This window comes from Streptomyces sp. NPDC059989 (assembly GCF_042736975.1).
Lineage (GTDB): Bacteria > Actinomycetota > Actinomycetes > Streptomycetales > Streptomycetaceae > Streptomyces.
Genome location: NZ_JBHWUO010000005.1, coordinates 237,524 through 249,632, shown reverse-complemented (window position 1 = coordinate 249,632; position 12,109 = coordinate 237,524). Strand labels below are relative to the sequence as shown.

The 12,109-nt window shown below is 72.4% G+C and carries 7 protein-coding genes; 4 read left to right on the top strand and 3 right to left on the bottom strand.

The features are described 5' to 3' along the window. Positions 1–220 precede the first annotated feature (220 nt). Positions 221–2,857, bottom strand: coding sequence for an alpha-glucan family phosphorylase (glgP, locus tag ACFWBN_RS07200; protein ID WP_385171843.1), 2,637 nt, complete (start codon positions 2,855–2,857; stop codon positions 221–223). Between the two features lie 758 nt (positions 2,858–3,615). Between glgP and ACFWBN_RS07195 the strand changes: the two genes are divergently transcribed. The 4 genes from ACFWBN_RS07195 (at position 3,616) to glgB (ending at position 11,207) form a co-directional block, all read left to right on the top strand. Then, positions 3,616–5,610 carry a maltotransferase domain-containing protein gene (locus ACFWBN_RS07195; protein ID WP_385171840.1) on the top strand — a complete coding sequence of 665 codons (1,995 nt, stop codon included), beginning with the start codon at positions 3,616–3,618 and terminating at the stop codon, positions 5,608–5,610. After that, a complete protein-coding gene (gene treS, locus ACFWBN_RS07190; protein WP_385171837.1) occupies positions 5,607–7,316 on the top strand; it encodes a maltose alpha-D-glucosyltransferase in 1,710 nt (569 codons plus the stop codon). The genes ACFWBN_RS07195 and treS overlap by 4 nt, the downstream gene beginning before the upstream one ends. A gap of 151 nt (positions 7,317–7,467) precedes the next feature. Next, on the top strand, positions 7,468–8,919 hold the full coding sequence (locus ACFWBN_RS07185; RefSeq protein ID WP_385171834.1) for a maltokinase: 1,452 nt from the start codon (positions 7,468–7,470) through the stop codon (positions 8,917–8,919). Beyond that, positions 8,916–11,207: a 1,4-alpha-glucan branching enzyme gene (glgB, locus tag ACFWBN_RS07180; protein WP_385171831.1), complete on the top strand. Its 2,292-nt coding sequence runs from the start codon at positions 8,916–8,918 to the stop codon at positions 11,205–11,207. Before ACFWBN_RS07185 ends, glgB begins: the two co-directional genes overlap by 4 nt. Here glgB and ACFWBN_RS07175 read toward each other — a convergent pair. Together ACFWBN_RS07175 and ACFWBN_RS07170 are read right to left on the bottom strand one after the other, a co-directional pair. Next, positions 11,197–11,610 (bottom strand): thioredoxin family protein, encoded by a 414-nt coding sequence (locus tag ACFWBN_RS07175; protein ID WP_385171828.1) that lies wholly within the window; start codon positions 11,608–11,610, stop codon positions 11,197–11,199. The two genes, glgB and ACFWBN_RS07175, sit on opposite strands and share 11 nt — an antisense overlap. Continuing rightward, positions 11,607–12,014, bottom strand: a complete 408-nt coding sequence (locus tag ACFWBN_RS07170) for a MerR family transcriptional regulator (RefSeq protein WP_385171825.1) — start codon at positions 12,012–12,014, stop codon at positions 11,607–11,609. Before ACFWBN_RS07170 ends, ACFWBN_RS07175 begins: the two co-directional genes overlap by 4 nt. Between the last annotated feature and the right edge of the window lie 95 nt (positions 12,015–12,109).

The following is a 12,109-nucleotide window of genomic DNA, read 5'->3' as shown; positions in this document are numbered from 1 at the left end:
CGCAGGGCGCCGAACGCAACAAGGCTGCCACTCTCCGACCCCTGGCCACGTTCGGCGCCCGAGGAGGTGCCCCGGCGCGCGCCCGGCCCCACCGGCGCTGACCCCGCTGAAACCGGCCCGCGGAAACCGGCCCCGCTCGAACCGGCCCCGCCCGAACCGGCCCCGGCGGAACCGGCCCCGCTGGAACCGGCCCCACCGGGCACCTCCTGGCGGCCGCCGTTTACCGCAGCAGTACGCCGCCCCCCGCGTCCGAGTCCACCGGCCCCGCGACCAGCCCCAGTTCGGCCGGGGTCGCCAACAGCGGGTGCGCCGGCAGGATGCGGACCGTGTAGCCGAAGGGCCCCGTACGGTCGAGGGCGAGCGGCCCCTCGTACACCCAGCGCCCGTCCATGTCCGGTCCGGCGGCCGGCTTGAGCGGGAAGGCCCGCCCGTCGCGGATCACGTCCTGCGGGTCCACCCGCCCGGCGACGGCCTGGACCTCGACGTCCTCCGGCGCGAGCGCGTCCAGGGACACCTGCACGCGCAGGGTGAGGGTGGCCCCCAGCTCGGCGGTGCCGTTGACGGGAGCCGCGGCGAGGGCCTCGACGTGCTCGACCCCGACCCGCGGCCAGGCCGCGCGGACCCGCCCCTTCCACCAGGCGAGGTCGCGTGCCGCCTCGGGGGTGAGGGCGCGGTGGGCGAGCGCGGCCGGCGCGTACAGCCGCTCCACGTACTCCCGCACCATCCGCCCGGCCAGCACCTTCGGCCCGAGCGAGACCAGGGTGCGCCGGACCATCTCGATCCACCGCACCGGCAGCCCGGTGCGCCCGACCCGGTCGTAGAACCGCGGCGCGACCCGGCCCTCGATCAGCTCGTAGAGGGCGCCCGCCTCCAGGTGGTCCCGGCGGTCCTCGTCGGCCCCGAGCCCGTCGGCGGTCGGGATGGCCCAGCCGAAGTCGGGCTCGAACCACTCGTCCCACCAGCCGTCCAGCACGGACAGGTTGAGGCAGCCGTTCAGTGCGGCCTTCATCCCGCTGGTCCCGCACGCCTCCAGCGGCCGCAGCGGGTTGTTCAGCCAGACGTCGCAGCCCGGGTAGAGCTTCTGCGCCATGGCCATGCCGTAGTCGGGGAGGAAGACGATGCGGTGCCGCACCCGCGGGTCGTCCGCGAACCGCACCAGCTCCTGCACGAGCCGCTTCCCGCCGTCGTCCGCCGGGTGCGCCTTGCCCGCGACCACGATCTGCACCGGCCGGTCCGGGTCGAGCAGCAGCCTGCGCAGCCGGTCGGGGTCGCGGAGCATCAGCGTCAGACGCTTGTACGAGGGCACCCGGCGGGCGAAGCCGATGGTGAGCACGTCCGGGTCGAGCACGGAGTCCACCCAGCCCAGTTCGGCGTCGGCGGCCCCGCGCTGGCGCCAGGAGGCGCGCAGCCGGTCCCGTACCTCCTGGACCAGCTGTTCGCGCAGCACCCGGCGCAGGTCCCACACGTCCTGGTCCGGGATGTCGGCGACCGCGTCCCAGCGCGGCGAGCCGCCGACGGACAGCGCGTCCTCGGTCCGCCCGGCGCCGATCTGGCGGGCGCCGAGCCGGACCACCTCGGGGGCCACCCAGGTCGGGGCGTGCACCCCGTTGGTCACGGAGGTGATGGGCACGTCGGCCGGGTCGAAGCCGGGCCACAGCCCGGCGAACATCTCCCGGCTGACCGCGCCGTGCAGGGTGGACACCCCGTTGGCCCGCTGGGCCAGGCGCAGCCCCATCACCGCCATGTTGAAGACGCCCGGGTCGCCGCCGGGGTAGGACTCGGCGCCCAGTTCCAGGATCCGCTCGACGGGTACGCCGTCGAGTTCCCCGCCCTCCCCGAAGTGCCGGGCGACCAGCGCGCGCTCGAAGCGGTCGATGCCGGCCGGGACGGGGGTGTGCGTGGTGAACACGGTCCCGGCGCGGACCGCCTCGACGGCGGCGTCGAAGCCGAGGCCGCGCTCCCGCTCCAGTTCCCTTATGCGTTCGAGGCCCAGGAACCCGGCGTGGCCCTCGTTGGTGTGGAACACCTCGGGCTCGGGATGCCCGGTGATCTGGCAGTACGCGCGGACGGCGCGCACCCCGCCGATCCCCAGCAGCATCTCCTGCAGCAGCCGGTGGTCGCTGCCGCCGCCGTAGAGCCGGTCGGTCACCTCGCGGGCGGCCGCGTCGTTGTCCTCGACGTCGGAGTCGAGGAGCAGCAGCGGTACGCGACCGACGCGGGCCTGCCAGATGTGCGCGTGCAGGGCGCGGCCGCCGGGCAGGGTCAGCGAGACCCGGGCCGGGGTCCCGTCCTCCTGGCGGACCAGGTCGAGCGGGAGTTCGTTGGGGTCGAGCACGGGATAGTGCTCCTGCTGCCAGCCGTCGCGGGAGAGGGACTGGCGGAAGTAGCCGTGCCGGTAGAGCAGTCCCACTCCGATGAGCGGGACGCCGAGGTCGCTGGCGGCCTTCAGGTGGTCCCCGGCGAGGATGCCGAGGCCGCCGGAGTACTGGGGCAGGGCGGCGGTGATTCCGAATTCGGGGGAGAAATAGGCAAGGGCGGCGGGCAGTTCCGCGCCGTTCTCCTGGCTCTGGTACCACCTCCCGCCGTTGACGTAGTCATCGAGGTCGGCGGCGGCGACGGCGAGCCGCCGGAGGAAGCGGCGGTCGGCGGACAGCTCGGCGAGCCGGGCGGCGGAGACGGCACCGAGCAACCGGACGGGATCGCCGTCGGCGGCCTGCCAGCCCTCGGGGTCGACGGATTGGAAGAGTTCGCGGGTCTCGGCATGCCACGACCAGCGCAGATTGCGCGCGAGGTCGGCGAGCGGCAGCAGGGTCTCCGGGAGGACGGGGCGCACGGTGAATCGACGGATAGCCTTCACGTGTTCCACCTTCGCAGGGGATTACGGATCGGAGCGGCCGCACCACGCTGTGCATCCGCGCATCACCCCCGGAAGGCTAGCGCCGCCCGCTCCCCGCGACCATGGCGCCTCCGGCGGCCCGCGCACCGGCCGGAGCCCGCCCCGCGGCCGTCCGCGTCCGCCGGATGCCGGAAGCCTGGTCGCCGCGAACGACCGCCGCCAGACCCCGGTCCCCGTCCACCCTGTGAGATCCCCGCCGATCCGGCCGGGCCGCCCCCGCAGCCCGGGCCGCACCGAACCGGTCAACTCGGGCGGGCCCACGTAGCGGTACAGGGTGTGTGTCGGCGGTTGACATTCCTCCCCTTCCTTCCCCTTTGACCCCGCCGTGCCGTGGGCCGGGAGGGGGGCGAGTGACGGGCGTGAACGGGGTGGCGTGTCCCTACATCAGGTAGTCCTGGCCGACTTGACGGAGCCCCGGCGGATGTCGGTCGAGCGCTGGGTATTGCCCGTTCCACTACGTACGAGTAGTTAACCAAGCGCGCGGATTGGGCGGGGTGAGAGTGGGAAGGGCTCCCCGGGTACACGTGGTACACGCACGGCGCACCCGCCCCCAACCTCTCCCCGCCACCCGAGTGAACGCGGACAGGAGCGGCCATGCCCGCAGCCCAGCCGTCCACCGAGCGGCTAGAAACAGAGCGAACAGAGCGTGCACTACCGGCTGGGATACCGGCCGGCCTGTTGTCACCGAGCCCTGCGAACTGCCCCCAGGTGATCCCATCATGATCGGTCGCATTCCCGTGCTGGACGTCCGCCCCGCCGTCGACTGCGGCGCCAGACCCGCCAAGGCGGTGGTGGACGAGGTATTCGAGATCTCCGCCACCGTGTTCCGCGAAGGACACGACGCCGTAGCCGCCCACGTCGTGCTCCGAGACCCGAGCGGCCGGCTGCGGCCCCCCGTGCCGATGCGCGAGCTCGCCCCCGGCACCGACCGGTGGGGGGCGCGGATCTCCGCCGAGGTCGAGGGGAGGTGGACGTACACCGTCGAGGCGTGGAGCGATCCGGTGGCCACCTGGCGGGCCCACGCCGCCATCAAGATCCCCGCCGGGATCGACACCGGCCTCACCCTCCTCGAAGGCGCCGAGCTCTACGAGCGGGCCGGCGCCCGGATTCCCAAGCGCGACGGCCGCGAGGCCGTGCTCACCGCCGCCGCGACCATGCGGGACGAGGACCTGGAGGTCTCCGTACGGTACGCGGCCGCCCTCGATCCCGCCGTCGACGCCGCCTTCGCGAAGCGCCCGTACCGCGAGCTGGTCACGGCCGCCAAGCCCCTCCCGCTGCTGGTGGAGCGCAAGCGCGCCCTCTTCGGCTCCTGGTACGAGATGTTCCCCCGGTCGGAGGGGGCCGTGGTCGAGCCGGGCGCCGCCCCCGTCAGCGGCACCTTCCGGACCGCCGCCGAGCGGCTGCCGGCCATCGCCGCCATGGGCTTCGACGTGGTCTACCTGCCGCCGATCCACCCCATTGGCAGCACCTACCGAAAGGGCCCCAACAACACGCTTTCCGCAGGCAGTTGGGACCCGGGCGTGCCCTGGGCCATCGGTTCCACCGAGGGCGGGCACGATGCGGTCCACCCCGACCTCGGCACCATCGAGGACTTCGACGCCTTCGTCGCGCGCGCCCGCGAGCTGCGCCTGGAGATCGCCCTGGACTTCGCCCTCCAGTGCTCCCCGGACCACCCGTGGGTGGAGAAGAACCCGCAGTGGTTCCGCCACCGCGCCGACGGGACGATCGCGTACGCCGAGAACCCGCCGAAGAAGTACCAGGACATCTATCCCGTCCACTTCGACACCGACATGGCCGGCATCGTCGAGGAGACCTGCCGGATCCTGCGGTACTGGATGGACCACGGCGTCCGCATCTTCCGCGTGGACAACCCGCACACCAAGCCCGTGGCCTTCTGGCAGAAGGTGATCGCGGACATCAACAAGTCCGACCCGGACGTGATCTTCCTGGCCGAGGCCTTCACCCGGCCCGCGATGATGCGCGCGCTCGCCGCCGTCGGCTTCCAGCAGTCGTACACGTACTTCACCTGGCGCACCACCAAGGCCGAGCTCACCGAGTACCTGACCGAGCTCGCCGACACCCCCTCGGCCTCCGTCATGCGTCCGAACTTCTTCGTCAACACCCCGGACATCCTGCACGCCTACCTCCAGAACGGCGGCCGCCCCGCCTTCGAAGTGCGTGCGGTGCTCGCCGCCACCCTCTCCCCCGCCTGGGGCGTCTACGCCGGCTACGAGCTGTGCGAGAACGAGCCGGTCCGGGAGGGCAGCGAGGAGTACCTGAACTCCGAGAAGTACGAGTACCGGCCGCGCGACTGGGCCGCCGCCGACCGCGAGGGCCGCACCATCGCCCCGCTCATCACCGCCCTGAACCGGATGCGCCGCCGCAATCCCGCCCTCCAGCAGCTGCGCGACATCCACTTCCACACGACCGACAACGAACAGGTGATCGCCTATTCGAAGCACGCCGGACCCAATTCCGTACTGGTGGTCGTCAACCTCGATCCGCACCACACCCAGGAGGCGACGGTCTCGTTGGACATGCCGGTACTCGGCCTCGACTGGCACGGGTCCCTCGCGGTGCGCGACGAGCTCACCGGCGAGACCTATCACTGGGGCAGGGCCAACTACGTGCGCCTAGAGCCGGGCCGCACGCCCGCGCACGTACTGGCGGCTCTGCGACCGTCCCCGCCCACCGGAGGGTCACCCACCACATGATGATCAACGATCCCGTCCACGACACCTTCGAGGACACCCCCGCCAAGGACCGCGATCCCGACTGGTTCAAGCGGGCCGTCTTCTACGAGGTCCTCGTCCGCTCCTTCCACGACAGCAACGGCGACGGCGTCGGGGACCTCAAGGGGCTCACCGCCAAACTGGACTACCTCCAGTGGCTCGGCGTCGACTGCCTCTGGCTGCCGCCGTTCTTCGCCTCACCCCTGCGCGACGGGGGCTACGACGTCTCCGACTACACCTCCGTACTCCCCGAGTTCGGCGACCTCGCCGACTTCGTGGAGTTCGTGGATGCCGCCCACCAGCGCGGCATGCGGGTGATCATCGACTTCGTCATGAACCACACGAGCGATCAGCACGAGTGGTTCCAGCAGTCGCGCAAGGATCCGGACGGGCCGTACGGCGACTACTACATGTGGGCCGACAACGACAAGCAGTACCAGGACGCCCGCATCATCTTCGTCGACACCGAGACCTCGAACTGGACGTACGACCCGGTACGCAAGCAGTACTACTGGCACCGCTTCTTCTCGCACCAGCCGGACCTCAACTACGAGAACCCGGCCGTGGTGGAGGAGGTCCTCTCCGCCCTGCGGTTCTGGCTGGACCTCGGCATCGACGGCTTCCGCCTCGACGCCGTGCCCTACCTGTACGCCGAGGAGGGCACCAACTGCGAGAACCTGCCCCGCACCCACCAGCTCCTGAAGCGGGTCCGCGAGGAGATCGACGCGCACTACCCGGACACCGTGCTGCTCGCCGAGGCCAACCAGTGGCCCGAGGACGTCGTCGACTACTTCGGGGACTTCGCGAAGGGCGGGGACGAATGCCACATGGCCTTCCACTTCCCCGTCATGCCGCGCATCTTCATGGCCGTGCGAAGAGAGTCCCGCTACCCCGTCTCCGAAATCCTGGCCAAGACCCCGGCGATCCCGGACCGCTGCCAGTGGGGCATCTTCCTGCGCAACCACGACGAGCTCACCCTCGAAATGGTCACGGACGAAGAGCGCGACTACATGTACGCCGAATACGCCAAGGACCCGCGGATGCGGGCCAACATCGGCATCCGGCGCCGGCTCGCCTCGCTCCTCGACAACGACCGCAACCAGATGGAGCTGTTCACCGCCCTGCTGCTGTCGCTGCCCGGCTCGCCGGTGCTGTACTACGGCGACGAGATCGGCATGGGCGACAACATCTGGCTCGGCGACCGCGACGGCGTCCGCACGCCCATGCAGTGGACCCCGGACCGCAATGCCGGTTTCTCCTCCTGCGATCCGGGCAGGCTGAACCTGCCGGTCATCATGGACCCGGTCTACGGGTACCAGGTCACCAATGTCGAGGCCGCGATGGCATCGCCCTCCTCACTGCTGCACTGGACCCGCCGGCTGATCGAGATCCGCAAGGCGAACCCCGCCTTCGGGCTCGGCTCGTACACCGAACTGCCCTCGTCCAACCCGGCGGTACTCGCGTTCCTGCGCGAGTTCGGGGACGACCTGGTGCTGTGCGTGCACAACTTCTCGCGCTTCGCGCAGCCCACCGAACTGGACCTGAGGTCGTTCAACGGACGGGTCCCGGTGGAGCTCACGGGTGATGTGCGCTTCCCGCCGATCGGCGAGTGGCCGTACCTGCTGACCCTGGCGGGCCACGGCTTCTACTGGTTCCGGCTGCGTACGGAGCAGCGCGCCGAGCAGTAGCCGGGTACGGGGCGGGCAGCTCGAACGGGTCAATCGCCCGCCCCTGTACGGACCATCCTGACCCGACACTCGCACTTACCGGAGAAGCAACTGCCGCGCATCCGGGACACTCTGCGCACTCTGTGACGGCCCGGGGAAAGGACGCGACGCCATGTCGGAGGCTGCATCCGCCCGGAGCCGGCTGACGGCCGACCGGGCCGCCGGGATCGGCCCGCTGGAACCGATGCTGCGGGCCTGGCTGCCCACCCAGCGCTGGTTCGCGGGCAAGGGCCGCCCCATCAGCAGGCTCAGGGCCGTCTCGACGGCCGACCTGCTGCCCCCGGGCTCCACCCCCGGACTGCTGCACCTGCTCCTCGACGTGGACGGGGACTGCTACCAACTCCTCCTGGGCATCCGGCCGTCGCTGCCGCCCGCCCTCGCGCCCACGCTGATCGGCCACGCCGGGGACGGCCCGTACGCGGGCCGCGCGGTGTACGAGGCGCTGGGCGATCCGCGCCTCGCGGCCATGCTGCTGGAACGGTTGCGCTCCCCCGGCGCCCTCGGCCCGCTGCGCTTCGACCGGGACCCGGACGCGCCGATCCCGGCCGGGCTCACTCCCCGGCAGCTGTCCGGCGAGCAGACCAACTCCTCGCTGATCTACGGGGATTCGTACATCCTGAAGGTGTTCCGGCGGGTCGGCCCCGGGGTCAATCCGGACCTGGAGCTGCCCAGAGCCCTGGCCGCCGCCGGCTGCGCCCGCGTCCCGGCGCCCGTCGCCTGGTACGAGGCCGAGCTGCCCGGGAGCGAGCCGCTGACCCTGGGCGTGCTCCAGCCCTACCTGCGCGGCTCCGACGACGGCTGGCAGCTGGCGCTGCGCCGGCTCGGCGCCGGGGCCGACTTCACCGCCGAGGCGCACGCGCTGGGGCGGGCCACCGCCGAGGTGCACAGTGCGCTCGCCGCCGCCCTGCCCACCCTCGCGCTCGGCCCGGAGCAGACGGCCCGGCTCGCCGCCGGGATGACGGCCCGGCTGGCCGCCACGGCCCGCGAGGTGCCCGCGCTGCGGCCCTACGAGTCGGGACTGCGGGGGGCGTTCGACGCGCTGGCCGCCTCCCGGGGCGCCGGGGTGCCCGCCCAGCGGATCCACGGTGACCTCCATCTGGGTCAGACCCTGCGCACCCTCGACGGCAGCTGGTCGTTGATCGATTTCGAGGGCGAGCCGGCCCGGCCCCTGGCCGACCGGCGCCGCCCCGAGCCGGCGGTGCGGGACATCGCCGGGATACTGCGCTCCTTCGACTACGCCGCGCGCTCGCACCGGCCGTTCGCCCCCGCCTGGGCGGACGACTGCCGGGCCGCCTTCTGCGAGGGCTACGCCCGCACCACGGGCCGCGACCCCCGCGAGGACCCCGTACTGCTGCGGGCGTACGAGACCGACAAGGCGGTGTACGAGGCGCGCTACGAGTCCCGGCACCGCCCCGACTGGCTGCACGTCCCGATGGCCGCGATCCGGCGGCTCTCGGAGCCGCAGCGGCCCGCCCACCGCATGCCGCCGACCCCGCCCGCCCCCGGCTCCATCGCCCCGCACACCACCCCCCATCAGAAGCCCCCGAGGAGGCCGCTCGCGTGAGCGCCGCACGACAGCCGTCACCGACCGTCCGCGACGAAGCCGCACCCACCGCCCCGGCCGCGGCGCGCAAACCGCGCGCGCCCCGGGCCCGCCGCGCCGCCCCTCCGCACGGGGTCCGGCGGGCGCCCGCGCTCGGCGGGGAGGAACGGGCCCGGCTGCTGGAGGGCCGGCACCACGATCCGCACGCGGTGCTCGGCGCCCGCACCCAGCGGGGCGGGGTGGCCTTCCGCGTACTGCGCCCGTACGCCAAGGCGGTCACGGTCATCGCCAAGGGGCTGCGGGCCGAGCTCTTCGACGACGGCGACGGGCTGTTCTCCGGGCTGCTGCCGCTGACCGGGGTGCCGGACTACCGGCTGCTGGTGGCGTACGACAGCGACGAGGTGGAGGTGCACGACCCGTACCGGTTCCTGCCCTCGCTCGGCGAGCTGGACCTGCACCTGATCGGCGAGGGCCGGCACGAGCAGCTGTGGAAGGCGCTGGGCGCCGAGCCGACCGAGCACCAGGGGGTGGCCGGGACCCGGTTCACGGTGTGGGCGCCGAACGCCCAGGGGGTCCGGGTCACCGGCGACTTCTCGTACTGGGACTCCGTCGCCTACCCGATGCGCTCGCTGGGCGCGAGCGGCGTGTGGGAGCTCTTCCTGCCCGGTGTGGGCGCCGGCGCGCTGTACAAGTACGACATCACGCGCCCCGACGGCAGCCACACCCTGCGCGCCGACCCGATGGCCCGCTCCGCGGAGGTGCCGCCGGCGAACGCCTCGGTGGTCACCGCCTCCCGGTACACCTGGGAGGACGCCGAGTGGATGGCGAACCGCGGCGCCCGGCCCCCGCACCAGGCCCCCTTCTCGGTGTACGAGCTGCACCTGGCCTCCTGGCGGCCCGGGCTCTCGTACCGGCAGCTCGCCGAGCAGCTCCCGGCGTACGTGAAGGAGCTCGGCTTCACGCACGTCGAGCTGATGCCGGTCGCCGAGCACCCCTTCGGGGGCTCGTGGGGCTACCAGGTCACCGGCTTCTACGCGCCGACCTCGCGGATGGGCACGCCGGACGACTTCCGCGCCCTGGTGGACGCGCTGCACCGGGCCGGGATCGGGGTGATCGTCGACTGGGTGCCGGCGCACTTCCCGCGCGACGACTGGGCGCTGGCCGAGTTCGACGGGCGGGCGCTGTACGAGCACCAGGACCCGCGGCGGGCGGCGCACCCGGACTGGGGGACGCTGGAGTTCGACTACGGCCGCAAGGAGGTCCGCAACTTCCTCGTCGCCAACGCCGTGTACTGGTGCGAGGAGTTCCACGTGGACGGCCTGCGCGTGGACGCGGTGGCCTCGATGCTCTACCTCGACTACTCGCGCGGCGAGGGCGAGTGGGTGCCCAACGAGCACGGCGGGCGGGAGAACCTGGACGCGGTGGCGCTGCTCCAGGAGATGAACGCGACGGTGTACCGGCGCTGCCCGGGCGTGGTGACGATCGCGGAGGAGTCCACGGCCTGGGAGGGGGTCACCCGGCCGACGGACTCGGGCGGCCTGGGCTTCGGCCTCAAGTGGAACATGGGCTGGATGCACGACACCCTGCGCTACATGTCGAAGGAGTCGGTGCACCGCAAGTACCACCACCACGACATGACCTTCGGGATGGTCTACGCCTTCAGCGAGAACTACGTGCTGCCGATCTCGCACGACGAGGTGGTGCACGGCAAGGGCTCGCTGGTGTCGAAGATGCCCGGGGACGACTGGTGGCAGAAGCGTGCCGCGCACCGGGCGTACCTGGGCTTCATGTGGGCCCACCCGGGCAAGCAACTCCTCTTCATGGGGCAGGAGTTCGCCCAGGGCTCGGAGTGGTCGGAGGTGTACGGCCCGGACTGGTGGCTGCTGGACTCCTCCTACGCGGCGGCCGGCGACCACCGGGGCGTACGGACGCTCGTGGGCGACCTGAACCGCACCTACACGGCGGCGCCCGCCCTGTGGGAGCGGGACAGCGTGCCGGAGGGCTTCGCCTGGGTGGAGGCCGACGCCGCGGAGGACAACGTCTTCGCCTTCCTGCGGTACGCGCAGGACGGCTCGCAGCTGCTGTGCGTGTCGAACTTCTCGCCGGTGGTCCGGCACGGCTACCGGATCGGGGTGCCGGAGGAGGTCCCGCTGTGGCGGGAGGTCCTCAACACGGACCGGGAGCAGTACGGGGGCAGCGGCGTGCGGCACCTGCAGCCGCTGCGCCCCGAGCCGGTCCCGGCGCAGGGCCGGCCGGCGAGCCTGCGGCTGACGCTCCCGCCGCTGGCCACGGTCTGGCTCAGGCCGTAGCGGTCGCCCCGGCCGGGGCGAGGTGCTCCTCCAGCTCCTGGAGCAGCTTGCGCTTGGCCCGGGCCCCGACCATCTGCCGGACGGGCTCTCCGTCGCGGAAGACGAGCAGGGTCGGCATGGACAGCACCCCGTACCGCGTGACGGTCCCCGGGTTGCTGTCCGCGTCGATCTGCACGACCTTGAGGCGGTCGGCCTCCTCGGCCGCGACGGCGGACAGCACCGGCGCGAGCTGGCGGCAGGGGCCGCACCAGTCCGCGGTGAACTCGACGAGGACGGGCCTCCCGCGCTCGCCGAGCACCTCGGCCTCGAAGTCCGCGTCGGTCACCTCTGCCACACCCTGTGCGTGGATCATGTCGTTCTCCCTCTCATGTCGTGTCGCGTCCCATGTCGTTCCGTGTCTCATGCCGTCGGCCCGTCGGCGGTCATCTCGCAGCGCGGCGCCGCGTCCGCCCCGGCGGTCTCCTCGGCCGCGGCCAGCTGCCGCGCGACCTGGTCCCGTACGTCGGCCAGCTGGCCGATCAGCCCGTCCAGCTCGGCGAGCTTGCGCCGGTAGACGGCCAGCGAGGCCGGGCAGGAATCCCCGGCCGGATGGCCCGCCCGCAGGCAGTCCACGAAGGGCCGGGTCTCCTCCAGCTCGAAGCCGAAGTCCTGGAGCATCCGGATCTGGCGCAGCAGGCGCAGGTCGTCCTCGTCGTACGTGCGGTAGCCGTTGTCCGCGCGCCGGGCGGCCAGCAGCCCGCGCGACTCGTAGTACCGCAGGGTCCGCGTGCTGGTCCCGGCCCGCTCCGCCAGTTCGCCGATTCGCATGCCCCGACGCTAATCCTTGACGCCGACGTCAAGGCAAGGCGGTCACAATGTGGAGGGGCTGTGAGGGGTCTTGCGCCGAGGGCTCCTGGCTGAAA

What these genes read in the sequence shown, in the direction of transcription:
- ACFWBN_RS07195 (WP_385171840.1), top strand. Translation starts at nt 3,616, where the DNA reads ATGATCGGTCGCATTCCCGTGCTGGACGTCCGCCCCGCCGTCGACTGC.
- treS (WP_385171837.1), top strand. Translation starts at nt 5,607, where the DNA reads ATGATGATCAACGATCCCGTCCACGACACCTTCGAGGACACCCCCGCC.
- ACFWBN_RS07185 (WP_385171834.1), top strand. Translation starts at nt 7,468, where the DNA reads ATGTCGGAGGCTGCATCCGCCCGGAGCCGGCTGACGGCCGACCGGGCC.
- ACFWBN_RS07175 (WP_385171828.1), bottom strand. Translation starts at nt 11,610, where the DNA reads ATGAGACACGGAACGACATGGGACGCGACACGACATGAGAGGGAGAAC.
- ACFWBN_RS07170 (WP_385171825.1), bottom strand. Translation starts at nt 12,014, where the DNA reads ATGCGAATCGGCGAACTGGCGGAGCGGGCCGGGACCAGCACGCGGACC.